This window comes from Gluconobacter albidus (genome assembly GCF_002723915.1).
Taxonomy (GTDB): Bacteria; Pseudomonadota; Alphaproteobacteria; order Acetobacterales; family Acetobacteraceae; genus Gluconobacter; species Gluconobacter albidus.
In genome coordinates this window covers 506592-531669 of the sequence record NZ_BEWL01000001.1, presented here as the reverse complement: position 1 = coordinate 531669, position 25078 = coordinate 506592, and the positions used below count along the sequence as shown (strand labels likewise).

23 protein-coding genes are annotated in these 25078 nt (G+C 61.2%); 13 read left to right on the top strand and 10 right to left on the bottom strand.

Annotation, left to right across the window (positions count from 1 at the left end; genetic code table 11):
* The first annotated feature begins 26 nt into the window (after positions 1-26).
* A complete protein-coding gene (locus tag GAL01_RS02520) occupies positions 27-443 on the top strand; it encodes a rhodanese-like domain-containing protein (protein ID WP_077802305.1) in 417 nt (138 codons plus the stop codon).
* Here GAL01_RS02520 and GAL01_RS02515 read toward each other — a convergent pair.
* The 4 genes from GAL01_RS02515 to GAL01_RS02500 all read right to left on the bottom strand — a co-directional run bounded on the left by GAL01_RS02515 (position 419) and on the right by GAL01_RS02500 (position 5587).
* A complete protein-coding gene (locus tag GAL01_RS02515) occupies positions 419-1339 on the bottom strand; it encodes a DUF2272 domain-containing protein (protein ID WP_062030178.1) in 921 nt (306 codons plus the stop codon). The two genes, GAL01_RS02520 and GAL01_RS02515, sit on opposite strands and share 25 nt — an antisense overlap.
* A gap of 152 nt (positions 1340-1491) precedes the next feature.
* A complete protein-coding gene (gene mtnA / locus GAL01_RS02510) occupies positions 1492-2589 on the bottom strand; it encodes an S-methyl-5-thioribose-1-phosphate isomerase (RefSeq protein ID WP_062030176.1) in 1098 nt (365 codons plus the stop codon).
* Positions 2590-2759: 170 nt separating this feature from the next.
* Complete coding sequence (locus tag GAL01_RS02505) at positions 2760-4139, bottom strand: glycosyltransferase family 4 protein (protein ID WP_062030174.1); 1380 nt, start codon at positions 4137-4139, stop codon at positions 2760-2762.
* A complete protein-coding gene (locus GAL01_RS02500) occupies positions 4136-5587 on the bottom strand; it encodes a glycosyltransferase family 4 protein (protein ID WP_062030172.1) in 1452 nt (483 codons plus the stop codon). Before GAL01_RS02500 ends, GAL01_RS02505 begins: the two co-directional genes overlap by 4 nt.
* A 607-nt stretch (positions 5588-6194) precedes the next feature.
* Here GAL01_RS02500 and GAL01_RS02495 point away from each other — a divergent pair.
* Positions 6195-6980 (top strand): HAD family hydrolase, encoded by a 786-nt coding sequence (locus GAL01_RS02495; protein WP_231865333.1) that lies wholly within the window; start codon positions 6195-6197, stop codon positions 6978-6980.
* 224 nt (positions 6981-7204) lie between these two features.
* Here GAL01_RS02495 and GAL01_RS02490 read toward each other — a convergent pair whose 3' ends face one another.
* A complete protein-coding gene (locus GAL01_RS02490) occupies positions 7205-8947 on the bottom strand; it encodes a putative bifunctional diguanylate cyclase/phosphodiesterase (RefSeq protein WP_062030170.1) in 1743 nt (580 codons plus the stop codon).
* 54 nt (positions 8948-9001) lie between these two features.
* Between GAL01_RS02490 and GAL01_RS02485 the strand changes: the two genes are divergently transcribed.
* A complete protein-coding gene (locus GAL01_RS02485; protein ID WP_082790721.1) occupies positions 9002-10147 on the top strand; it encodes a glycosyltransferase family 4 protein in 1146 nt (381 codons plus the stop codon).
* A 5-nt stretch (positions 10148-10152) separates the two neighbouring features.
* Here GAL01_RS02485 and GAL01_RS02480 read toward each other — a convergent pair whose 3' ends face one another.
* On the bottom strand, positions 10153-11151 hold the full coding sequence (locus tag GAL01_RS02480) for an aldo/keto reductase (protein WP_062030202.1): 999 nt from the start codon (positions 11149-11151) through the stop codon (positions 10153-10155).
* A 51-nt stretch (positions 11152-11202) separates the two neighbouring features.
* Between GAL01_RS02480 and GAL01_RS02475 the strand changes: the two genes are divergently transcribed.
* The 5 genes from GAL01_RS02475 to GAL01_RS02455 all read left to right on the top strand — a co-directional run bounded on the left by GAL01_RS02475 (position 11203) and on the right by GAL01_RS02455 (position 17141).
* Positions 11203-12534, top strand: a complete 1332-nt coding sequence (locus GAL01_RS02475; protein ID WP_231865332.1) for an O-antigen ligase family protein — start codon at positions 11203-11205, stop codon at positions 12532-12534.
* 19 nt (positions 12535-12553) lie between these two features.
* A complete protein-coding gene (locus tag GAL01_RS02470) occupies positions 12554-13561 on the top strand; it encodes a CobW family GTP-binding protein (RefSeq protein ID WP_062030168.1) in 1008 nt (335 codons plus the stop codon).
* Positions 13558-14598: a WD40 repeat domain-containing protein gene (locus tag GAL01_RS02465; RefSeq protein ID WP_062030166.1), complete on the top strand. Its 1041-nt coding sequence runs from the start codon at positions 13558-13560 to the stop codon at positions 14596-14598. Before GAL01_RS02470 ends, GAL01_RS02465 begins: the two co-directional genes overlap by 4 nt.
* A 118-nt stretch (positions 14599-14716) precedes the next feature.
* A complete protein-coding gene (locus tag GAL01_RS02460; RefSeq protein ID WP_169926392.1) occupies positions 14717-16744 on the top strand; it encodes a GAF domain-containing protein in 2028 nt (675 codons plus the stop codon).
* A 25-nt stretch (positions 16745-16769) separates the two neighbouring features.
* Positions 16770-17141, top strand: a complete 372-nt coding sequence (locus GAL01_RS02455) for a response regulator (protein ID WP_145995596.1) — start codon at positions 16770-16772, stop codon at positions 17139-17141.
* Here GAL01_RS02455 and GAL01_RS02450 read toward each other — a convergent pair whose 3' ends face one another.
* Positions 17142-17441: a SelT/SelW/SelH family protein gene (locus tag GAL01_RS02450; RefSeq protein WP_062030161.1), complete on the bottom strand. Its 300-nt coding sequence runs from the start codon at positions 17439-17441 to the stop codon at positions 17142-17144.
* A gap of 145 nt (positions 17442-17586) precedes the next feature.
* Here GAL01_RS02450 and GAL01_RS02445 point away from each other — a divergent pair, with 145 nt between their 5' ends.
* Positions 17587-18381, top strand: coding sequence for an acid phosphatase (locus GAL01_RS02445; protein ID WP_062030159.1), 795 nt, complete (start codon positions 17587-17589; stop codon positions 18379-18381).
* 28 nt (positions 18382-18409) lie between these two features.
* Here the strand turns inward: GAL01_RS02445 and GAL01_RS02440 are convergent, their stop codons facing one another.
* From GAL01_RS02440 to GAL01_RS02425, 3 genes are all read right to left on the bottom strand, one after another.
* The gene (locus GAL01_RS02440) at positions 18410-19852 is read right to left on the bottom strand and encodes a chloride channel protein (protein ID WP_062030157.1); all 1443 of its coding nucleotides are present in this window, start codon (positions 19850-19852) and stop codon (positions 18410-18412) included.
* A 205-nt stretch (positions 19853-20057) separates the two neighbouring features.
* Entirely contained in the window at positions 20058-20951 is an 894-nt protein-coding gene (locus tag GAL01_RS02430) for a cation diffusion facilitator family transporter (protein WP_062030155.1), read from the bottom strand.
* 9 nt (positions 20952-20960) lie between these two features.
* Entirely contained in the window at positions 20961-21797 is an 837-nt protein-coding gene (locus tag GAL01_RS02425; protein WP_231865334.1) for a cation diffusion facilitator family transporter, read from the bottom strand.
* Here GAL01_RS02425 and GAL01_RS15935 point away from each other — a divergent pair.
* The 4 genes from GAL01_RS15935 to GAL01_RS02410 all read left to right on the top strand — a co-directional run bounded on the left by GAL01_RS15935 (position 21747) and on the right by GAL01_RS02410 (position 25073).
* Positions 21747-21995 carry a hypothetical protein gene (locus GAL01_RS15935; RefSeq protein ID WP_231865335.1) on the top strand — a complete coding sequence of 83 codons (249 nt, stop codon included), beginning with the start codon at positions 21747-21749 and terminating at the stop codon, positions 21993-21995. The two genes, GAL01_RS02425 and GAL01_RS15935, sit on opposite strands and share 51 nt — an antisense overlap.
* A 180-nt stretch (positions 21996-22175) precedes the next feature.
* The gene (locus tag GAL01_RS02420) at positions 22176-22757 is read left to right on the top strand and encodes a DJ-1/PfpI family protein (RefSeq protein WP_062030199.1); all 582 of its coding nucleotides are present in this window, start codon (positions 22176-22178) and stop codon (positions 22755-22757) included.
* Positions 22758-22836: 79 nt separating this feature from the next.
* A complete protein-coding gene (locus GAL01_RS02415) occupies positions 22837-23466 on the top strand; it encodes a TIGR00645 family protein (RefSeq protein WP_062030151.1) in 630 nt (209 codons plus the stop codon).
* A complete protein-coding gene (locus GAL01_RS02410; RefSeq protein ID WP_062030149.1) occupies positions 23466-25073 on the top strand; it encodes an NAD(P)/FAD-dependent oxidoreductase in 1608 nt (535 codons plus the stop codon). The genes GAL01_RS02415 and GAL01_RS02410 overlap by 1 nt, the downstream gene beginning before the upstream one ends.
* Positions 25074-25078: the final 5 nt, after the last annotated feature.

Genomic DNA, 25078 nt, shown 5'->3' with positions numbered 1-25078 from the left:
CGCGTTTTGGAAGGATGAGAAAGAGCATGAAGGTTCTGACAGCAAGGCAGGCGTGGGACATGCTTGAAAAAAAGCATGGAACGGCCTCTGAAAATGATGCGCAGCCTGTTCTGGTAGATGTGCGTACCCCGCCGGAGTGGATGCATGTGGGACTGCCCGATGCGGATGCGATGACCGCGCCGCTTGTGTGTGTGACCTGGCAGCCGGACCTTCAGCGTGAATTCCTTGAGGCTCTGGTCGAAGCTGTTCCCGACCAGCAGACGCCGCTGCTGTTCCTGTGCCGGTCGGGCGTACGCTCCCATCATGCCGCACTGCTGGCGGAAAATGCCGGCTATGCGGATGTCAGCAATATCGTGGACGGATTCGAAGACCAGCACGGACCCGGCAAGGGCTGGCGTTCCAGCGGCCTGCCGTCGGCTTACATGCCGCTGTCGGGTTCCTGATCCGCGTCGTAATGCACTTCCAGCACGGCGCACCAGGGATAGCGGCTGTCGTAGCTGTGCCCTGAACTGTCGGCGATCATGCCGTTGGCGTCCGTGGGAACATGGGTAAGGGCCACGGCATCATCCACGTTGCCACCGACAATGCTCAGCTCGTGTCCGAAAGGCTGAGCATTCTGGTTTGTGGCCGACACGATGCCGCAATGGGCCGGAAAGCCGTAGCTGGTTGGCAGCATGGAAAAGGTGACGGTCTTGCTCTTGCCGCGCCCGACGCAGATCAGATCGCCGAGCCTGGGGGCATAGGTTCCGGGATCATGGGCCGTCACGCCGCTGGACTGCCCGCTGGCGGCGGCGTTGATATAGGTCGAGTGATTGGGAGAGTATGGAAAACGCCCATTGGCGCCCGCGATGCGCATTACATACGAGATGAATGCAGCGGACCAGGCATAATGGCCGTCATGCGCGATCTCGAAGCGGGTTCCCTGGGAATCCGTCTTACCCGTCCAGCCGACTTCCGTCTCATACGGGTCCTGTCCGATCCACCAGTACTCGCCGATCCGCTGCCAAAGGCCGGGGAGCCGTTCGGGCTTCAGCGCCGCATCTGTGGGTTCGGGACGATCTTCGGGGTTGTCGTCCGAGACAGGGGAGCCGAACATCCGCCATTCGCGCAGAGCGATGGCTGCAACGTCCTGCCGGTTGAACGGCTCGAAATTGCGGGTGGCGAAGTCCGGAACATGGACGTCGTAACCTGCCGGACCAGTGGTTCCGTTCGCATACTGGGCGTTCGGCGTGCGGGCCGGATACGGGCTGACACTCTGCTGGCTGGAACATGCAGCCAGTGCGAGCAGGGCGGCCGTAGCGGCTGCTCGCCTGAAAAGATGCGAATCTGGCACTGTTATCCTCGTGTACCCATCATGACTTCAACTTGAACGGCATGTGACACAGAGCGTCAAGGACGGGTGCTGGCTGATGGAGAGGCCACGGCCTGCAAGGAAAGCCCGAACGATCCGAAACCATAGCGGAGCGCAGGCCTTGCAGGGGTGTGCAGACTTCACGGACTGTCTGGAAATAGCGACCGCAGTCCGATTTCGCTGGCCTCACAGCGGCCGCGCTCTGTGATGAGACCTGTCACGAGGCGGGCTGGCGTGACGTCGAAGGCCGGGTTTGCGGCCGGACTGCCGAGGGGCGCGATGCGGACGCGGCTGGCGTCTCCTTGGCTGTCGAGGCCTGTCATGAACAGTACTTCGTCGGCGCTACGCTCTTCGATCGGGATTTCCTTCACGCCGTCACGCACGCGCCAGTCGATCGTCGAGGACGGCAGCGCCACCCAGAACGGCACGTTGTTGTCATGCGCGGCAAGGGCCTTGAGATAGGTGCCGATCTTGTTGGCCACGTCGCCCTGCGCCGTGACGCGGTCCGTGCCGACGATGACCATATCCACCCGTCCGGCCTGCATGTAATGGCCGCCGGCGTTGTCTGCGATGACGGTATGCGGCACGCCGTGGCTGCCAAGTTCCCATGCCGTCAGGAGACTGCCCTGATTGCGGGGGCGCGTTTCGTCCACCCACACATGGACCGGAATGCCTTCGTCATGCGCCATATAGATCGGGGCGAGGGCCGTGCCCCAGTCCACGGTGGCGATCCAGCCCGCGTTGCAATGCGTCAGCAGGTTCACCTGCCCCTGACGGCCCTTGCGTTCCCAGATCTCGCGGATCAGTTCCAGACCGTGACGGCCGATGGATTCATTGACCTGAACGTCTTCGTCGCAGATCGCATCGGCTTCGGCATAGCCTGCCGTGACACGCTCGGCCTCCGGAACAGCCTTGAGATGCTTGACCATACGCTCGATGGCCCAGCGCAGGTTGATGGCGGTCGGTCGCGTGGCGACGAGGAATGTTGCGGCCTTGTCCAGAGCATCGTCGGAAGCATCGTCCTGAAGGGCGAACACCAGACCATAGGCTGCGACAGCCCCGATCAGCGGCGCTCCGCGGACCTGCATGCTGGTAATGGCTTCAGCCACGCCGCCGACGTCCCGGAGTTCCAGAAGCTCCACGTTCCAGGGAAAGCGGGTCTGGTCGAAGATCCGGATGCTGCTGGCATCGTCGGACGGGCGCCAAAGACTGCGATAGGAAATGCCATTGATTTTCAAGGGAACGCTCCTCGGAAGGCCGGAAAGACGGGGCTGCAACGGGAGCGCGAACGACCCCATGCTGACTGAACTGCTGGGTTCTGCATGTGCGTGATCTGCGGGCCTGACTCAAGCCCCTGTGCATGAAACTTTCATGCACAGGGGCAAAGACGTTTACAGGCGCAGGATTTTCAACGCCGGACGGCGTCGAGGATGACCTTTGCGCCGGTGGTCCACGGAACGGGTTTGAACTCGCTCCGCACTTTCTGGGTCCACGCGGCCAGATCTTCTGGATCGTCGATGACCTGACGGATCAGGGCATAGGCTTCACTGAGATTGCGCGGGTTGAAGTAGCGTCCGAGCGGTCCGCCAGCCTCGGGGATGGAGGTCGTGTTGGAGGCGATGCAGGGACGTCCCATGGCCAGACCTTCCGTCACCGGAAGGCCCCAGCCTTCGAAGAAAGACGGGAAGACCGAGAAGCTGCAATCGGAATAGAGGCGTCGCAGTTCGGCATCGGACGGGTTCTGGATGAAGCGGATCTTGCCATCCAGCCATTTCGTATTCTCAAGCTGCTGCATGAGATCGGAAACGAGCCAGCCCGGACGCCCCGCGAACACCAGTGTCGGAACCTGATCGACCGGCATGTCCTCCAGCATCTGCCGCCAGATGCGGAAGAGGAGCATGTGGTTCTTGCGCGCCTCGATTGTGGAGACGAACAGGACATAGGGCTCACTCACCAGACGCTCGGCAGGCATGGCGGTTTCCGCCAGCCCGAACTCAGTTCCCATGGGAACGTGCTGGACCGTGATGCCCGTTCCGATGCCTTCTTCCGCGAGATAGGACTGGACGTCCTGAGCTGTGGCGCGGCTGTTGGCGAAGATCATGTCCGCCAAAGGCAGCACGGCATGATGCCAGGCCCGGAATGTCGTGATGACGCCGATATGGCACCATTCCGGGCAACGGATGGGGGCCAGATCATGCATCAGGAGTCCGAAGGAGACGCGCAGTTCATCACGCAGCCACCGGACGGTCTGGACATAATTCTCATGATTCCACGGAGAACCCAGCGTCAGGAAGACGTCCCCGGCCTCGACAGCTTCCGTCAGAGGCGTTCCTTCGGCGTGCTGTGCGGCGTCGGTGCTTGACTGCTGACGTCGGCGGCGCAGAGCCGCCTTGCCTTCGCTGACTGCCAGTCGTCCCAGCCCGGCCCACAGGCTCGCCAGCCCACCCAGAACCTGCGCTTCCGTTTGCAGGATGCCGGTTAATGCCTGACGGTGTGTTTCGTTTTCGGCGAACTGCATGGCGTAAAACAGCGGCGCCGAGGCTTTTGCGGCTTTGGCGCCGCTGTCTTTCATAACTTGCCGCAGCAGCGTGTCGACTACCGACCAGTCAATGGTGCGGAAATCGCGCGGGTCGTGTTTGTTCGCCCCGCGGCGTACGAACTGGACGTTGTGGCCGTGTAGGGTCCGCAGGCCCGCGCAGAGCTCGAACACCACACGCTGAATGCCGCTCGGACGGCCATGATGCACGAGGTGGAACAGCAGGTCGTCGACGTCGATCCAAAGGGTCATGACGTTCTCCCGTCCACATACGCGGCGTGACAGGCGTCCAGAATGGCGTCAGCAGTATGTTCCCACGGGGTGGGTTTGAACTGCGTCCGGACCTGCTCCTGCCATTTCGTCAGGCCTTCGCGGTCTTCGATCGTTTCACGGACGACGCGATAGGCATCGTCGGTGTTTTCCGGATCGAAATAGCGCGACAGCGGGCCGCCCGCTTCTGGAATGGAGGTTGCGTTTGACGCCACGCAGGGGCGCCCGTTGATCAGGCTTTCCGTAACCGGAAGGCCCCAACCTTCAAACAGGGACGGGAACAGCGTGAACATGCAGCCATCATACAGATGTGCCAGTTCATCATCTGACGGATCCCGAAGGAGGCGGATCTTGCCGCGTAGCCAGTCGGTGTTTTCAAGCTGTTGCATGAGGTCGGAGACGAGCCAGCCGACCCGACCCGCAAAAATGAGTGTCGGCACCTGTTCGGGAGGCAGGTCAGCGACCAGACGACGCCAGACGCGGAATGCCAGCATGTGGTTCTTGCGCGCCTCGATTGTGGAGACGAACAGGACATAGCTTTCCGGCGCAGGCAGCCCTTTTGGCCGCTCCCCTGTTACCTTACGAGGTGGCCCGAAGCCGCTGCCGATTGGAACGGTCTGTACGGGCGCCAGCAGCTTCAGGCGGTGCTTACGGGTGTAGTCATCAATGGTTTTCGCTGTGGCGTGGCTGATAGCAAGAAGGCGTCCGCACTGTGGCAGAGTCGTATCCAGCCAGTGTCGGAAATCACGGATCAGGGACAGTGCGCACCATTCCGGCCGGATGGCGGGAATGAGATCGGACAACAGCAGGACAGGCTGGATGCCGTAAGCCTTGCGCATCCGGGCCAGCCGCTCGCCGAAGTCGGGTTCCGACCATGCCGCGCCGAGGATCAGGAAGATATCGCCGGGCTTTGGCTGGTGGGCCGTAGAGGATACTGCCTGAGGCTGCACCACAGTTGACGTTCGCGCCGTTGCTGTTTCCGAATTGCGGTTCAGCTGCTTTTGTACGAAACGGCGCAGCAGACGCAGGACGCGCAACTGGTTGACAGCTATCGTCAGCAGTGGGCGTGCCAGCTCGGGTGGCAGGCTCTCGATGCGCCTGATGACGGTATGACGCAGTTTCCGAACAAAGGCCCGGGGTGTCGTCCGTGATTGGGGTGTCGGGCGGCTGATCTGTTCGACTTTTTCATCGGCGCGGACGGCAAAAAGGTTTTCCAGATCATCAAAAGAGACCGTGGAGAAAAGCTGCGTTTTATCCTGCCCGCGTCGGATCAGTGAAATGTTGCCGATGCCTGGTTTGGTCGCGGCCTGTTTGCGGATGACATGCAGGATTTCGTAGACAAGCCGCTGAATTCCGCTGGGGCGCGAGTTGTTTTCGAAATACTGGAAAATGTCTTCGACGTCGATCCAGATGGTATAATCTGCTTGCATATGTCCGGACTAGCTTTGTGGCGGCCGACAAGGACGCCGGTCTGTCAAACGATATTCGTGTTAAAGTTTAGGTAAGCCCCGTTGGATGGGCAAGGGCATTGGGAAAAGGCAGAGGCTTTGTCCCGCAGGATTGATTGGGTCATGGGAGAGTTCTGCTGTGCACAGCGTTACGGTTCATCAGTGCGTCATTCTGCTTGAAGACCCTGTATCAGGTGCGCTGCCCCTTTCGCTCACTCTCTGTGGAGACAGGCCGTTTCTCGCCTGGGTCATGCGGGAAATGCAACGCTTCGGTGTCGAGGAGTTTGTGGTCCTGACCGCGCATGGATCTGTGGACATTCTGACCGCCATTGAGAATCTCGGATCTTTTCTCCCCAAACCTGCAACAACGGTCACAAGCGTTATACCGCCCGGAATGGGAACCGGAGGGGCTCTCCGTCATGTCCGGTCATGTCTGCATGAGAGGTTTTTTCTCTGCCCTGCGAACACGCTGTTCTCCTGCAATCTGGCACACTTTCTGAAAGTCGCCCGGAATGGACACTGGATGCTGTTGCGTTCTGCTGCTTCGCGGGATCAACAGACAGAAATCCTTTTGGGCGAAGAGGGATCTGTGTCGTTTCCCCAGAGCCCTGAAGCTGCGGGTCAGTCTGTACAGTTCAGCACTGGACTGTGTCTTTTCGATGCCGCGATTTGTGAAATCCTGACGGAAACCTGCTCTCTTGAGCGGGATGTGCTTCCGAAACTGGCGAAAAACGGGACTCTCCGGGGGGTGTCACTGGCAGGAGATTTCTATAGCTCTGCCAGTGACAGCGGATTGGAAAAAATCCTGGAGGAGATGTCGCTGCGGTTGCGTCGTGCTGCTGTTTTCCTTGATCGCGACGGTGTCATTAACCAGGACTTCGGGTGGGTAGGAACGCGAGAGCGCTTCGAATGGGAACCGGGTGCCCGCGAAGCCGTGGCCCGGATGACTGATAACGGTCATCACGTTTTTATCGTGACCAATCAATCCGGGATTGCGCGCGGATTTTATTCCGAAAGCGACCTAGAGACACTTATGGACTGGGTCATCGATAGTATTCGCGAATACGGCGGTACCGTGGATGACTGGCGGTACTGTCCGATGCATCCTGATGCCCGGATCGCGCGATATCGCGGACACAGCGCCGACCGTAAACCGGGGGCCGGCATGCTTCTCGACCTGTTACAACGATGGGAACTGGATCCTGCGCGCTGCGTCCTGTTTGGAGACCAGCCGACTGACATGCAGGCTGCACAAGCAGCAGGAGTGCGGGGGATCATGGTTGGCCCTGACAGTCTGGCCGTTCTTGTCCCGGAAGAGGGCGTGTCATTGTATGAAAGCGGGGGTCTGGAAAGCGCTCGACAGGCTGCGATATGATAGTTACAATTTGTATCAAATAGTCTGAATGGAAAGATGATGGCGTCTTACAGGAACACGGAGACATCCCTGCCTCGCATTTCCTCTAAGCTTCAGCAGTCCGGAGGATGCGATCTTGCGGAAAAAAGTTCTCTGAGCGCAGTTGAGAAATATCGTCTGTTACGTGAGACACGTCGTATCGTCAGACGGGAGCGTCTGGCTGAGACACGCAAACCTGAAAGAGGTCAGGACAGATGATCTCTGGAAATTCTGGCGCTTTGCCGGGGTAGGGCCGTCGTATCGGTCATGCCCGGACAGGCTGATAGATCTGCCAGAGGGGCAGGGCGCCCCATCAGGAAGCCCTGTGCCGTCGTGCAGGACGTATGGCGCAGCATGTCGAGTTGTGCAGCCGTTTCCACGCCTTCGGCGATCACTTCCATCGACATGGCATGTCCCAGTGTCATGATGGCGCTGACGATGCTCTGGGCCTGTGGATCGTTCAACATGTCCCGGATGAAGGAGCGGTCAATCTTGATCCGGTCAAAGGGAAAGCTGCGCAAATAGTTGAGGCTTGAGAACCCGATACCGAAGTCGTCCATGACAATCTTGACGCCCAGAGCGCGGATCTTGCCCATGGTTTCCAGATTACGCTGTACGGCGTCCAGAAATATGCTCTCCGTCAGTTCGAGTTCGAGCCTTTCCGCAGCGAGCCCTGTCTGAAAAAGGGTCTGGATGACCGCGGCATACATGTCGTCATGCGCGAACTGGACGGCAGAAATGTTGACTGCGATCCTGATATGCGGCGGCAGTCTGCTCGCCTGGGCACAGGCTTCCAGAAGCACCCACCGGCCGATCGGGACAATCAGATTGCAGTCTTCAGCAACCGGAATGAACTCGTTCGGCGCGATCACGCCTCTTACGGGATGCTGCCAGCGCAACAGGGCTTCAACACATTCGACCCTGTTCGTCTTCAGGCAGATCAGGGGCTGGAATTCTAGAAAAAATTCGTTTGATTCAAGAGCCCGGTGCAGGTCGTGTTCCATCTCGCAGCGATGCTGGACATCGGCCTGCATAACCGGATTGAAGCTGATCCAGTCCGGAGACTGAAGGCGCCGGGCTTCACTCAGGGCGAGTTCGGCATAATGACACGCTGTCTCGAAGCGGTAGGTATCGAACGGCAGAAGGCAGCAGCCGATACTGGCTGTTATGTGAATTCTGTGTCCATCCACCGGAAGGGTGGTGTGAAAGACATCCCGCATAATCTGTGCCCAGCGTGTGGCCTGAGCCGGATGTTCGTAGGGAAAAGGGCAGAAAATCCCGAACTCGTCTCCGCCGAACCGTGAGACGATGCAGTCCTCGGTCAGAAATGTCTGAAGCCGTTGCCCGATCGCGCCGAGAAGGTCATTGGCAATTCTGGTGCCGTAACGCTCGTTGATAGTGCGGAAGCGGTTGATGTTGACGTGCAGAAGAATGCCTGCAGGTTGCGGCACCGTATTGTTGGTGAAGAAGCCTTCCAGCTGCTTTTCAAATTCCTGCTTGCTGCACAGATCCGTAGCGGATTCAGGAGGTTGAAAGGCGGTAGCAGCGGAGATGGGCGTGAGGAATGTGACGGCCAGCGCCAGGCAGTCCTTGTCGTTCCGGCGAAGGGGAGCCAGTCGGAACTGGACGGGAACGGCTCCGTCCTGCAGGGTCATGAGTTGTCCGGAATGATACTGATTGTCCGGCGCGACTTTCAGGGCTGCGGGAAGAAGATTTTCGAGTAAGAGGGAATTCTGGAGATCGGTCCCGAGGCAGGAAAGGAGAGGCCTGTTGGCCTCAATGATCCGGTCCTGATACAGAATGGCCAGTCCTTCGCTGGAGGCGTCGGCGAGATGGTGAATGGGAAAGAGTGTCGCGATGTTTTCCCGGGACGCAGTCTTCGAAAGGCATATGTCCGCGCACGGGCGTTCTCCTTCCTGACCTGTTCTCTGGGAAATACGCACAATCATTTCCATCCTTTAATCTCGAGGTAAGATGCCTCGGCTTCTGTTAAGAAACTGGAAATGTCGAACAGTCAGGAATCGCTCAAACTGCAACAAAATGTTGCTGAGAACGAATATGACACGATTCATGCGCGGATTCTGACCATCCTGCCGCCCCGCGAGCGTTACGAAGCGGGCCATGCGGGGGCAATCTCCCTGTTGGTCAGCCGGCTCGCCAGCGCCGGGGACCATGTGGCGGGCAACGGAGCGGTAGGCGTGCCTCTGTCTGGCGGGCAATATCGGCCGTTAGTCCTGCCGCGGGTTCCTCTGCCGCACGCCTGGCGTCTGCGGCTGGCGTGCGTGGCCATGATGCGGTCGTACCAGCCGGCTTTGACGGAAGTTCACAATCGGCCCGATCTGGCACGTTTTCTGGCACGGTTCGGGCCGGTCCGTCTGGTTCTGCATAATGATCCCTGCGGGATGCGAGGGGCACGGTCGGTCCGGCAGCGTGAGGCTCTGGCGCGGCATGTATTGGTTTGTGGCGTTTCGGCTTGGGTCATCCAGCGTTTCAGGGAAGGCTGCGGTCCGATCCGGACTGAAGTGCAGCCTAACTGCCTTGATCTGTCCGTACTCCCGGTTTCGCGAGACCGGGAGAAGACAGTCCTGTTTGCCGGGCGGGTTGTGGCGGACAAGGGCGTGGATGCGTTCGTGCGCGCCTGGGGGCACATCCGGGCGTCTCATCCGGAATGGCAGGCTGTTATCATGGGGGCGGATCGGTTCGGGCCAGACTCTCCGGAAACGCCTTATCTGAAGCAGCTTCGGCCGCTGGCGGCAGCTGCCGGGGTCATGATGACGGGATATCGGCCTCATGACGCGGTTTTGGACGCAATGGCGGAGGCCGCGATTGTTGTGGTGCCGAGTCGCTGGCAGGAGCCATTCGGCATGACCGCGCTGGAAGCTATGGGGTGTGGCGCCGCGGTTGTGGCGTCGCCTGTGGGCGCGTTGTCTGATCTGGTCGGGGACGCGGCGCTTCTGGCGGCACCGGACGATCCAGGGGCGCTGGAGCAGGCCCTGAACCGTCTGATGGACGATGACGGTCTGAGGGTAAGGCTGGGCGCAAAAGGGCGTGAGCGGGCGACCCTGTTTGACGTCGGGGCGGCCCGTCTTCGCGTGGAAGAACTGCGGCAGGCGGCGATTGTATTTGCCGGGCGCCTGCCGCGATCCTAAGAGCCTCAGTCCCGCTGGGGGGGAGCCATGAAGGTCGGGTCGATGGCGTTCGGCACGTGGCGTGCCAGAATGTCGTCCACGGCTTTCTTTTCCTCGTCCGTCAGGGTCCAGCCGAAGACATCCTTCACCCCTGAGACCTGTTCGGGCTTGCGGGCACCCCACAGGGCGATGACCGGACCCTGATCGAGAACCCAGCGGACGGCGAAGGCCATGGTGGATTTGCCACGCTTCTCAGCGAGCTTTTTGAACTCCTCGACGGCTGCGAGATAGTTCTCAAAGTTCGGCTTCTGGAACTTCGGATCGTTCGAACGCAGGTCGTCCTTGGGGAAGGTCGTGTCCTGGCTCATCTTGCCGGTCAGCAGGCCGCGACACAGGGCGCCGTAAGCCAGAATGACGGCATTGTGCTTTTCGGCGTAGGGAAGGATGTCCTTTTCGATCGTGCGTTCGAACAGGTTCAGCGGAGGTTGGATCGTGGCGATCGGGGCGACCTCGCGGAAAATGTCCATCTGTTCGGGCGAGAAATTGCTGACGCCGAGGGCGCGGATCTTGCCTTCCTGATGGAGCTTCTGGAGTTCGCGGGCGCTCTCGTCGATCGGGGTCTTGTCGTCGGGCCAGTGGATCTGTTCGAGGTCGATCGTTTCCACACGCAGCCGACGCAGCGAGTCTTCGACTTCCTTGCGGATACGGGCCGGGCGGGAGTCCCGGAAAACCTTCATGTTCTTTTCGTCTTCGCCGGCCCAGTGCAGTCCGAGTTTGGTGGCGACATGGGCTTTGTTGGGCTTCTCAGCCAGCGCGCGACCGACGACTTCCTCGGAATGGCCGAAGCCATAGACCGGGGCCGTGTCGATCAGGTTGATGCCTTCGTCGAGGGCCGCGTGAATGGTGCGGACGCCATTGTCATCGTCGGGGCCGCCCCACATCCAGCCGCCGATGGCCCAGGTGCCAAGGGCCACGCGGGAAAGGGGAGTGTCGATGCCGGGGATGAGGATGGTGTCGGATGCCATGATTGTCTCCATTGGAAATAGACAGTAACGAAAAAGCGCTTCGGACTGTAAGTGGTTGCATGCGAAGCGGAAACCTTCCATCCACTGGAGATGTGCTTCTCTCCTTCCGCCGTGACCCGGATTGGCCGATGGGCCGCCCTGGTCCTGCCTCTGGCCCTGACGCATGTGCGCGTGGCAGGTGAGGCCGATCTTGATCTTCTGGCAGTTCTTCTGCTGCTCCATTCGTCCCTGACCGGGCGGCGGCAGGGCGGATGGGGCTGGTTCCGCGAGCCCTGGGTTGTCGCGACGTTCTGCTGGTGGGGCTGGCAGGTTCTGTGCACGCTGTGGGTGTCGCCGGGACATGGGGCGCTGGTTCAGGCGCTGCTTGCGATCCGTTTTCCACTTGCGGCGGCCGCGCTGGGTTGTTGGCTGCTCCGGGATGTGGTCTGGCGAAGGCGCGTGCTGTGGCTGACCTGTGCCTGTGGCGTTTATATTGCGGTGCAGATGCTGGTTCAGGCTGTGTTCGGGCGCAATCTGTTCGGGATTCCGCGCTTTCATGATGGAACGCTGACGGGCCCTTACGCACATCCCCGAGCTGCGGCGCCGCTGTCCCGGCTGGTTCTGCCGCTGCTGATGGTGGGCTGTGCGGTGGCGGAGGGGGCGCAGAGTCGTCTGAGGCGGACGCTCGGGCTGTGTGCCGCCACAATTTTGGCTGTCGGGATCATGGTACTGGCGGGGCAGCGGATGCCGCTTGTGCTCTCGCTTCTGGGGATCGGCGTGTGTGCGGTGCTGTACCGACCCATGCGTCCTGCGGCGCTGGCGGCGGCGGCGATGTTGCCGGTTCTGGTACTGCTGGCGCGGCTGTTTTCGCCGGGCAGCTTCTTTCATCTCGTGACACTGGCGCACGAGCAACTCACGCATTTCGGCCAGTCGCCTTATGGAGAAATCTATACCCATGCGGTTGTCATGGCACAGGCGCATCCCTGGATCGGTCAGGGTTATGACGCGTATCGACATTTCTGCGCGGATCCAGTCACGTTCCACGGACTGTTCTGGCTTTCCAATGCCGTACCGGCGAGGGGCTGGATGGTTTTGTGTGTGCAGCACCCTCACAACCATTATCTTCAGGCTCTGGTCAATGCCGGCGTGCCGGGACTTCTGTTGTTCGTGCTGATGATCGCGACATGGCTGAAGGCGATCTGGCCGGGTAGGGACGGGCACGCGATCGCAATCGGTCTGTTTGCGGCGGTGCTGATTCAGGAATGGCCGATCGCCTCCACGTCGGATTTCCTGAACCTGCCGCTGAGTGGCTGGGGGTTCCTGCTTCTGGGGCTAGCCCTGGCCTATCGGCCGTCCCCGATACGGAACGGGTTTCAAGCGGGCGGGGTCCGGCCTATATCGTAAGGCAGATTACGGAGGCCTTATGTCCAGCACCCCTGATACTACCCGCGAGACTGCAGCGTCTGACCGGAGTGGCACCGTTCCCGTAACGGTCCTGACCGGCTTTCTTGGCGCCGGCAAGACGACGCTTCTCAATCATATCCTGACGGCCGAGCATGGCCGCAAATATGCGGTTGTCGTGAATGAGTTCGGTGAACTCGGGATTGATAACGACCTCGTCGTGGATGCTGACGAGGAAGTGTTTGAAATGAACAACGGCTGTATCTGCTGCACGGTGCGCGGGGATCTGATCCGCATTCTGGGCAGTCTGCTGCGGCGTCGGAACCGGTTTGACGGCATCATCGTCGAGACGACCGGACTGGCTGATCCGGCCCCGGTCGCGCAGACCTTCTTCGTGGACGAGAACCTTCGCGAAAAGGCGCGTCTGGACGCGGTTGTGACGGTTGTGGACGCGTTCAATGTCATGGAGACGCTGGACGAAAGCCCTGAGTCCGTAAACCAGATCGCGTTTGCCGATGTGATTGTGCTGAACAAGGTCGATCTGGCAGACGAGGAACGTCGCCGCGACATCGTGGCGCGTCTGCGCAAGATCAATGCTGTGGCGCAGATCCACGAGGCGCAGCATGGCGGCGTGAAGCTGACGGATATCCTTGACCGGGGTGGCTTCGACCTGGCGCGTGCGCTCAAGACGATGCCGGACTTTCTGGAAAACGAGCATCACTCCCACGAGGAAGGCATCACCAGCATTTCCCTGAGCATCAAGGAACCGATCGACCAGCCGCGTTTTCAGGCCTGGATTGGCGCGATTCTCCAGGAGCAGGGGGCGGACATTCTGCGGGCCAAGGGCATCCTGCACTTCAAGGGCGAGCAGAACCGCTTTGCGTTCCAGGCCGTGCATATGATGGCGGACGGAGATTTCATCGGTCCGTTCCGTGAGGGCGAGAGCCGGGATTCCCGTCTGGTGTTTATCGGGCGCAATCTCAACCGTCCGCAGCTTCGGCGCGGTTTTGAAAGCTGCATTGCAGGATGATGAGTGATCTTCTGGCGGACCGGGGCGCAGAGCGGCGGTTCGAGAGCCCGATTGTGCATGTGGTGTCCTCGCGCGATGGGCACAGCTTTGCGGCGCTGACGGTGGATGGAGAGCTTGTTCTCATTCCGCGGGGCCGTCTGCGGGATGCGGAAAGCTGGACGGTCGTGACCGTGCATGATGGCGGGCTGTGTCTGGCGCAGGATTGTGCGCCGGATGCGTTTCTGACGGGCGGGGAGGACGGGAAGCTCGTCCGGACCTTTGCCGATGGACGAAGCGAAATTCTGCATGAGGGCCGTCGCTGGATCGACTGCGTGGCCAGCACGACGGACCATCTGGCGTTCTCGTCCGGCAAGCAGATCGAGGTCCGTGCGGCGGAAGGGCGGCAGACGCTCAAGGTTCTGGAACATCCCTCGACCGTGACCGGCATCGTGTTCGATACGAAGGGCAAGCGGATTGCGGCGTCACATTATAACGGTGTGTCGATGTGGTTCGTGCAGGCCAGAGTCGACAGCGTGCGGCCGTTTGAGTGGAAAGGCAGCCATATCGCGATTGCCATCCATCCGGGCGGGGAGGCGCTTGTGACGTCCATGCAGGAAAACGACCTGCATGGCTGGCGCCTGTCGGACGGGCACAACATGCGCATGAGCGGCTATCCGAAGCAGGTGAAGTCCATGGGCTTCACGCGTAACGGGCGCTGGCTGGCAACGGCCGGGGCGGATGCGATCGTATTGTGGCCGTTCACGGGCGGTGGCCCGATGGGCAAAGCGCCGGCTGAACTGGCGCGACTGCCAGGGCTTTTCGTCAGTGCGGTCTGTCCGAACCCGAAGGAAGATATCATCGCGGCGGGTTATGAGGACGGCACGGTCGTTCTGGCGGAAATCGGCGGCGGCGATCAACGCGTATTGCCGCTGTGTTCGGGACAGGACACCAAGCGCGGCAAGGTGACATCGCTGGGCTTTACGCCTCAGGGAGGCGCGCTGGCCTTCGGGACCGAAGACGGGGTTCTGGCTGCGATCGACCTCTCCAGCGGTAATTGAGCCACAGCTTGCTCCAGATGCAGGCCGATGCGGCGGGTCAATTGTTGCAGCGGCGAAAACACGCTATATCTGTCTGATGAAGGACAGGGATCCTGTTCAGGAGGCGTATCTGGAGACTGTGTCATCGTCTGCTGCGCCGCCGGGCAGAGCTGCCGGACCGGGCGTTTACGGAGATCTGGAAGCCTTTTCGGATCTCGATCTGGACGATCTTGCCATTGCTGCGGCGGCCTTGTGCCGCACCCCCATTGCGCTGGTCAGCATTCTGGACGGAGATCAGCTCTGGTTTTCCGCACGTGTCGGAACGGACCAGACGTATGGAGCGCTGGCGAATTCCGGATGTGCGGCCGTCATCGCACGAGGGGCTCCGGTGGTGATCCCCGATATGATGGCCGATCCCGAAACGCGAAAGAACAGTCTTGTCTGCGGAGGGCCGGGGCTCCGGTTCTATGCCGGGTATCCGCTGTTTACAGCCGAAAACGAGACTTTTGGAACGCTATGTGTCGTGGATCTGTACAGCCGTCCGCAGGGGTTGTCTGAGCGGGAAAATGACGGTCTGGCCGCTCTGGCCCGCCAGGCCATGCGCCTGATGGAACTGCGTCGGGAGACGATCGCCCAGGAGCGGCGTCTGGCCGCACAGCAGCTCCGCCGCAAGCGTGTCGCCCGAGAGGCCCGGCAGGCGGATGCGGAACGGCGGCACGCCCGCGAAAAATATGCTCTCCAGCAGGCTGCGGGTGCGGCAGGTGGCGTGGGTATTTATGAATACGATCTGGTCAGCGGGGATATCACGGTCTCTCCGGAAGTCTGTCGCATTATCGGCATGCCCGTCACCGAGATTGTGACGGCGCCGCAGTGGGCCCAGCGCGTGCATCAGGACGACAGGGTACATATTCCCCTTCTGTCAGAACTTCTGGACGGTTCGGCGCCGCTGAAACTCGACTACCGCATCATCCGGGATGATAACCGGCAGGAACGCTGGGTCCGGCGACAGGGCGTTCTGGACAGGGACGGGGCCGGACGTCCGATCCGGCTGATCGGAACGCTTCAGGATATCACCCCCGAAAAAAACGCGACCAGTCGTCTGACCACCCTGCTGGCGGTTGAGGACGCCCTGCGTGCCGCCACGACGCGCAGGCAGGCGCTGGCAGAGGCATGCGGCCTTCTGGGGCGCAGGCTTGAAGTCCAGCGTGTCGGGTTTGCGACCATTACGGTGCGTGATGAACTTTTCACCATTGATCATGGCTGGTGCAGCCCGGATGTGTCGCCGATTTCGGGTGATTTTCTGTTCCAGACGTTTCGCCGCACGTCCGATTTCCTGCGCAGTGGAGCCGTTCTCATCCTGGACGATCTCTCCAGCCCGTCCTGGATGCAGGAAGAGCAGGATGCCTGCCGTGCGTTGGAAGTGGAGGCACAGATCGTTGTGCCGAAAATGGATCATGGCGAGCTGACGGGATGTCTGTTCGTCCACAGTGCCACGCCGCGCGGCTGGACGCTGGATGAAGCGTCTTTCATCCGCACGACTGCCGACCGGATTTTTACGGCGCTGGACGAATGGGATACCGAAGCGCAGCAGGAAATCGTCAATCACGAGATCCTGCATCGCCTCAAGAACACGCTCAGCATCGTCCAGAGCCTTGCACATCAGGGGTTTCGGAACGTGGACGATCAGGGGCCGCTCAGGACGTTTACGTCCCGTCTGGTGGCCCTCAGCGCCGCGCATGATCTGCTGATGCGCCGGAACTGGCAGTCTACCGATCTGGCCAGTCTGGTGTGTGGTGTGCTGACGCCGCTGGGCGTTGAAGACCGGGTCGAGGTATCGGGACCGTTTCTCAAACTTGGTCCCGATACGGCGACATCTTTTTCAATGGTGCTGCACGAACTGGCGACAAACGCCATGAAATATGGTGCGCTCAGCGTTCCGCAGGGGAAGGTATCCCTGAACTGGACGATTACGGGCGCCGAGGCCGTTATGACGCTCACGTGGCGGGAGGCTGGCGGGCCGTCGGTTACACCGCCGGAGCGGACCGGATTTGGTGTGCGTCTTCTCAAGGCCGGACTGGGTCGGCACGGAAAAACGGAACTTCATTATGCGTCAACGGGTTTATGTGCGGACCTGACCGCCCCGACGCTGTCGCTCGCAACACTCTGAGACTGACCGGAGACCCGTGATTTTCATGCCCCAGGACCCTGACCCACGGCCCACGATCCTGATTGTCGAAGATATCGTCTTCATTCGCATGATGACGGAAGACTACTTCGAGACGGCCGGTTTCAGGACCCTGAGCGCGCGCTCGACGTCGGAGGCCATTGCGTTTCTGGAGACGGATTCGACGATCGGTTACCTGTTTGCCGACATTCATCTGCCTGATGGTGAGGACGGTCAGATACTGGCGGAAATCGCACGCAGGCGCTGGCCGCCCGTGAAAATCATCCTCACCTCCGCGGATATTCCCGCCGATCAGGTTCGGTTGCCGGTGCGCGGTCTGTTTGTTCCCAAACCCTACAGTCTCGATAAGGTGCGGAAGGCTTTCGAGAAGATGGCCTGATCAGGATTGCTGGCCGGAGGGGCGGTCCGTGTGCCCGAGGTCGCGTTCAGGGGCGATGATGTCCCGCACGCGCTGTTTCAGTTCCTTGGGACCGGGAAATCCTCCGTCGCGCTTGCGCTCCCAGACCAGCGTTTCGTTGACATGAATTTCAAAGCGGCCACCAGTGTCCGGGATCAGTGCGACTTCTCCCAGATCCTGACCGAATGTCGAAAGCAGTTCCTGGGCCATCCAGCCGGAACGGAGCAGCCAGTTGCACTGTGTGCAGTAGCGGATGGAGACGCGGGGAGCAGTGGACGTCATGAGGCGATCCTGTCGGGCTCTGGGATTTCAGGCAGTGACACTGTCATGGAGGCGTCACGCGGAAAAGTCTTCGCGTCAGGAGCGCCCGACGTTAAGGGTACGGAGTGTTATTCTGTTCCAATGCTCTGACGGGATTTTCCGGCCCATGCGTTCTGCCCCTCGTTTGCCTGTTGCCTTGCTTGTATGTGCGACTGTCCTTTCGGCCTGTGCGCCCTCAGCGCGGCACAACGGAGCGTTTCCTGAAAACGCAGCACCGGACGAGCGGCTCGTTCTGGCGCCTCCTCCCGTGGCAGGGAGTGCAGCGCAGCTTGACGATGACCGGGTCTTTCGTGCCACGCGCGCCCTGAAGGATACAGCGCGCTGGCAATTGGCCCAGAGCGATGCGGATCTGGACCCGACGCATCTGGTCCGGGATTTCTCCTGTGCCGCAGGTTTTGATCTCGACCTTGCCCGGGCACCGCATCTCAGGCGCGTTCTGGAGCGCATCCGCCATGCTGTTGGACACCGGACATCCGAAGCCAAGACATACTGGCATCGCACGCGCCCCTTCGTGGGCACGAATCTGCCGATCTGCACGTCCCCTGATGGGCTCGGGCTGCATTCGTCCTATCCCTCAGGGCATACGACGGCGGGATATGGTATGGCGCTGCTTCTGGCGCATCTGATGCCGGAGCACGCTACGGCGCTTCTCCAGCGCGGCCGCGTCTTCGGGGAAAGCCGGATTGTCTGTGGCGCACATTGGAAATCTGACGTTCAGGCGGGCTATCTGAATGCATCGTCCCTGATGGATGCGCTTCTGGCAAACCCGGAGCTTCAGGATGATCTGGCAGCGGCGCGTCGTGAACTGCTGGCGATGCAGGCGCATCCTGTGGCGCCCGATGCGGCGCGCTGCGCCATGGAACAGGAGGCTGCGACGCACTCCCTTTTGAGCGAGCCGTAAGAGAGGGACGGCCGGCGTTTCTGAAAAATCAGGGCGCCGGTTTTTTCTTGTCAGAGGCGGGCGGCCTATGATGGGCACCGCGATCATTGGCCTCCATGAAGCGGTCGGCGAGGCAACTGTAGAGCGAATGCGGGCAGATCATTTTTGATACGCCGAAGGCCAGAAAGGACGTGGCCAGCAGCGCAAGTGTAACCTGCTGGTTGTCGCACATTTCCATGACGATGATGGTTGCGGTCAGGGGAGACTGCGACATGCCGCAGAAATAGGCCACCGTGCCAAGCAGGACGACCGCGCCGGGCGTGGTGTGCGGCAGGAACTGCTCCACCCAGCCGCCAATTCCCGCGCCGATGGCAAGGGAGGGGGCGAACATGCCGCCCGGTATGCCGGAGCAGTATGAGACGATCATCGCCAGATATTTGAGGATGAAGAACGAAGCGGGATAGTGCTCGGTGCCGTTGAAAATGGCGCGGGCCTGATCGTAGCCTGTGCCATAGGTCGCGCCTTTGGAGAGAAGGCCGATGAGGGCCAGCACGAAGCCGCAGGATGCCGCAAAGGCGATGGGGCGCGTGGCGGCGAAGTGGCCCACGCGGCCGGGAATGCCGCGTGAGGCTTTAATGAGGATGGCCGAGAAGCTGCCTCCCGCAAGGCCACCCAGAATGCCGCAGGTCAGAACCGCGATCCAGGCAGTGCCAACCGGAACGTCCACATCCGCATGGCCGAAATACGTGTAGTTCCCGATCAGCGCGATGGCGGTGACGCCGGACAGGACGACAACCGTGAGTGTGCGGCCCGAGGTCTTCTGTTCGAAAGAATGGGACAGTTCCTCGATGGCGAACATGATTCCGGCGAGGGGCGTGTTGAAGGCGGCGGCCATGCCTGCTGCGCCGCCCGCAAGAATCATGCTGCGTCGCGCCGCGATGTTCGACTGTCCCAGCAGCCGCGAGAAGGCGTGCATGATGGACGCCCCGACCTGCACGCTCGGGCCTTCGCGGCCGATGGACGCGCCGCAGATCAGGCCAAAGGACGTCAGCAGGATCTTGCCAAGGGAGGTCTTGAGAGACAGCACGCGATCCACGACCGCAACATTCTCGATATGCAGGGTTGCGATCGTCTGGGGGATGCCCGAACCCTGCGCGCCCTTGAAGATGGTCCGTGTGGCCCAGGTGATGAGTGCCAGTCCGACGGGAGCGACGATCAGCATGGCCGCGGGATGCCAGGCGATGATCTGGTGACGGATGCCTGCCGCCCAGTCGCCCAGTCGTGCGAAAAGCACGGCCACGGTACCGACCAGAACCGCACCCAGCCAGTAAACCGCCGTACGGCGCCACTGGTTCGTCGTTACTTTCGCTGAACGCCTCAGATGCAGGATGCGGTCCTTGCGGCGCATGGCGTGTGGCGAGGAGCGCACGTCCGGGGCCGGAGGCTCTGAGGAAACAGCAGCAACGGGAGAAGGAGGCGGTGTATCGGCCAATATTCGGACGTCCGGGAAGGAGGGTCAGGCTGTGGAGGATACGCCCGGTTTTAAGGCCCGTGCGCTGATGATGTGCACCTGCCACCAACGCGGGAGGAGGGTCAAGGGTTCTCATCTGATGGCGTGCGGGGGGCTGAATCCGTTCCGGGCTGTGTCATAAACCGCACAGTAGCGGCCGCTTTCCCCATGAAGTGAGTCTGTGGCTTCAGCTCAGGACAAGGGCGCCGGAATGTTTGGCCTTGTCTTCAGGCTCGACATGGATGTGGATGGAGGCACGGCCCAGTTCGGATCGGATGGCGGCCTCGATCTGGTCGCAGATTTCATGGGCGTCATGGACGGTCAGGGCGCTCGGCACCACGAGATGGAATTCCACGAAGGACAGGGCGCCGACCTTGCGGATGCGGAGGTCGTGGGCCTCCAGCGCACCAGTGGCGCTGGCGGAAATCACGGCCTTGACCGCCTCCATCTGCTCGGGCGACGGCGCTTCGTCCATCAGGCCGGACAGGGAATGCTTCATCATGGAAAAACCGGCGCGCATGACGTTCAGCGCAACCAGTCCGGACAGAACGGCGTCGAGGCGGTCCCATTTGAGCAGCGGGATCAGGGAGACGCCGATCACGAGTGCCACGGTCGCCCACACATCCGAAACGACGTGTTCGCCCGCCGCCTGAAGCGCCTGTGAGGACTGTTTGCGGCCAACCGCGATCAGGATGCGGCCCCAGACGAGATTGACCAGCCCGGCCAGTGCGTTGAGGGCCACGCCGGAGAAGGGCGCGCGGATGGGTTCGGGATGGCGCCAGTCATGAACGGCGATGACCAGAATGCCGATGGCCGTCAGGACGACCAGAACGCCTTCGAGGACTGCGGACAGATATTCCGCTTTGCCGTGGCCGTAGGGATGGTTGTCGTCGGCCGGAAGGGCCGCGACGGACATGGCCCAGAGCGTTCCGACAGCCGCCACCACGTTCAGGATGGTCTCGATCGCGTCCGAAAGCAGGGCGCTGGAGCCCGAGACCGCATAGGCCGCGTATTTGATGGCAAGGACCACCACGCTCAGTGCGATGGAGGCCCGGGCGACCTTGATGCGGGTTGATGTCATGACGCGTCCTCAGCAGCAGGGCTGGTGCGTGTCGCAGACAGAGGGCTGTGTTTCAAGCTGGAAAGTGGGGTGGGCGATGTCAAACTGCGTCCGCAGCAGCGCGGCGGCGCTCGCGATGATCCGGTCCGGAGAAACGGGATGTGCAGGATCGCAGAGGAGATGAACGGTCAGGGCAGTCTCGGTCGTGCTCATGGCCCAGATATGCAGATGATGCAGACCGGACACGCCTTCGACGGACAGGAGGGCTGTCTGAACCGCCCCGGGGTCGATCCCCGCCGGGACCGCATCCAGCGCCAGATCCAGCGAATGGCGCAGCAGGGACCATGTACCGGCGACGATGGACGCAGAGACGATCAGGCTCATGATCGGGTCGATGATCGTATAACCCGTAAACGAAATGAGCAGTCCGGCGATGACGACCGAAAACGCCATGACGGCATCCGCTGCCATGTGCAGGAAGGCGCCACGGATGTTGAGATCGTTCGAGGCGCCTTTCATAAACAGCAGGGCCGTGACGGTGTTGACGGCGATCCCGACCAGCGCGACCCAGCTGATGATCTCGCCCTGCACCATCTCGTGGGAGAACAGGCGCAGGACGGATTCCCAGACGATTCCGCCGGTCACCAGCAGCAGGATCGTGGCGTTTGCAAGGGCCGAGAGGATCGTGGAGCGGCGCAGCCCATAGGTGAAGCGTGCGCTGGAGGGACGGGTCGCCAGAACCTGCGCCAGCCATGCCCCCGCGAGACCCAATACGTCGGACAGGTTGTGTCCCGCATCGGCCAGCAGGGACATCGAATGCGCCCAGACGCCCCAGAGCGCTTCGCCTGCGACATAGGCTGCGTTCAGGGCGATGCCAATGGCGAAGGCCGCACCGAAACTTGCCGGAGCATGGACGTGCTGGTGGCCGAATCCGAAGCCATGACTGTGCCCGTCGCAATCCCCGTGGTCATGATCGTGGTGGTCATGGTCCGCGTGGTCGTGTCCTGCATGGTCATGCGGGGCGGCGTCATGATGGGCGTGATCGCAGGCGTGGTGGGGATCTGAAGTCATGGAGGCCAGTGCTGCAAGAATGAAGGCATGACCTTACCGCATGTGACGCGACCGTCCCATCTCTATATCCCCATGCGTGACGATATTGCCGAACGGCATGGGGCGTGGTGTCGTTACAGGGTGAAGACTGGCCGCAGCCCCTGGGACTGCGCCTATGAAGAAGGACAGGAAACGATGGCCGAAAAACGTATTCTCATCATCGCAGGTGATTTCGTTGAGGATTACGAAATCATGGTGCCGTTCCAGATGCTGCTTCTGGTCGGGCACAAGGTCGATGTGGTCTCGCCGGGCAAGAAGGCCGGGGAGCAGATCGCCACGGCGATCCATGACTTCGAAGGCCATCAGACCTACACCGAAAAGCGCGGCCATAATTTCACGCTGAACGCGACCTATGCCGGCGTGACGGCAGATTCTTACGACGCGCTGGTCATTCCGGGTGGACGTGCGCCGGAACAGCTCGGTACCGATGAGAGTGTGCTGGATCTGGTTAGGGCTTTTGTCGAGAGCGGCAAGCCGGTGGCGGCCGTGTGTCACGGTCCGCAGCTTCTGGCGGCGGCAGGCGTCATCAAAGGCAAAAAGATTTCGGCCTATCCGGCCTGTCGTGCGGAAGTGCTGCTCGCCGGGGCCGAATATCAGGCCCTTCCAATGGATGGCGCCGTGACGGACGGGCAGTTTGTCACCGGTCCGGCATGGCCCGCGCATCCGGCCTGGATCGGGCAGCTCCTCAAGGTTCTGGGCACGCAGATCACACCGTAAGGGATGGGCAGCGGATCGCTCACGCCCCCATGCTCACAACATGGTGGCGAAACGCCCCCTGAAATCGTAGAGAGGAAGCATGACGACTTCCTCTCCTTCTCCCGATCCGCAGTCCACCCGACGTACCGGCAGTTTCGGCCGTGCCGAGGGCATGATGGAGCGCGCCTTCTTCGCGACCCGCTGGATCGCCGCACCGCTTTATTTCGGCCTGACGATCGGGCTGCTGCTGGTGGCGTTCAAGTTCTTCCAGCAGTTGATTGGACTGGTGCTGAAGGCAACGGGGCTGGATTTCGACGATGTGTTCGTCGGTGTGCTGGATCTGATTGATCTGGTCCTGCTGGCCAATCTTCTGCTGATCGTGATGTTCTCGGGCTACGAGAACTTCGTCTCGCGGCTCGATATCCGCAGTCATGAGGATTATCCGAGCTGGATCGGGCATGTCACGTTCGGGGACATCAAGATCAAGCTGATGGCGTCGATCGTGGCGATGTCCGCGATCCATGTGCTGGCGGATTTCATCCGCGTGGACGAGACCTCGACACGCGCTCTGGAATGGAGCGTCGGCATCCATCTGGCCTTCGTCGTCTCCGGTGTGCTGATGGCCATCATGGACCGGATCATGGAGGGCTCACCGGATACGCATCATGCCGATCCCGCGCCGCCAGTTGCGGGAAAGGCAGGGAATGATTCGGGGAACGGACACCACTGATGATCCGCATAACTGAACTGCGCCTCCCGCTTGATCATGCGGCGGAGGCGCTGCGCGAAGCCGTGTTTGCGCGTCTGAACATTGCTTCTGAAGATCTGAACAGCCTGACCGTGGCGCGCCGCGGATATGATGCCCGCAAGCGGGGCCATATCGTGCTGGTCTATAATGTGGACTGTGACGTTGCGAACGAGGCCGCAGTTCTGGCCGCACATGCGAACGATCAGCATATCCGCCCGACACCAGACACGACCTATCATTTGCCCAAGGCGACGTTGCCGGAAGGGATGCCGCGCCCTGTCGTGATCGGGGCGGGGCCGTGCGGGATCATGGCGGCGCTGACACTGGCTCAGGCCGGTCTGAAGCCCATCATTATCGAGCGCGGCAAGGACGTGAAGGCGCGGACGGTCGATACGTTCGCCCTGTGGCGCAAATCCGTCCTGACGCCCGAAAGCAACGTTCAGTTCGGCGAAGGTGGAGCCGGGACGTTCTCGGACGGCAAGCTCTATTCCGGCGTGTCAGACGCGCGGCATCTGGGGCGGCATGTTCTGGAAGAATTCGTCCGCGCGGGGGCCCCGGAAGAAATCCTGACCATTTCCAAGCCCCATATCGGCACGTTCCGTCTGGTCACGATGGTCATGTTCATCCGCGCTGAAATCGAGCGTCTGGGCGGCGAATACCGTTTCGAGACCCGCGTTGAAGGGTTTGAGATGGACGGCGAGGGTGAGGAGCGTCGTCTGCGCGGCTTGCATCTTTCGAATGGTGAAAACCTTCCGGCGGAGCGGGTCATTCTGGCGGTCGGGCATTCGGCGCGCGATACGTTTGAAATGCTGCGTCAGGCCCATGTGGAGATGGACCCCAAGCCGTTCTCCATCGGCGTACGGATCGAACACCCCCAGTCCGTGATTGATGTGGCCCGTTTCGGCGCCAGTGCCGGACACGAGATGCTGGGGGCTGCGGATTACAAGCTCGTCCATCATGCGTCGAATGGCCGTGCAGTCTATTCGTTCTGCATGTGCCCGGGCGGCCAGGTTGTGGCGGCGACCTCCGAGGAAGGGCAGGTCGTCACCAACGGGATGAGCCAGTATTCGCGGGCCGAGCGCAATGCCAATAGCGGTATCGTCGTTGAGGTGAAGCCCGAGCTGGATTTCCCGGACGACGTTCTGGGCGGCATGGCGTTTCAGCGCCAGTGGGAAAAGGCGGCGTTCATCGCTGGTGGGGGCAATTACAATGCCCCCGCCCAGCGGGTCGGGGATTTTCTGGCAAGGCGTCCGTCCACGTCACTGGGGAATGTCGTGCCGTCCTATCAGCCCGGTGTAACGCCGACGGATCTGACGCTGTGCCTGCCGGCTTTCGTCACAGACGCCATCCGTGAGGCCCTGCCGCAATTCGAGCGCAAGCTGCGCGGCTTTTCCATGGATGATGCCGTCATGACAGGTGTGGAGACGCGGACATCATCTCCGATCCGCCTGCGGCGTGACCGTGACGGTCAAAGCCCGACCCTGCGCGGGCTGTTTCCGGCGGGCGAGGGGGCGGGCTATGCCGGTGGCATCCTTTCCGCCGGGATTGATGGCATCCGGGCGGCGGAGTGGCTTGCGGCCTCTCTTTAAGAGAC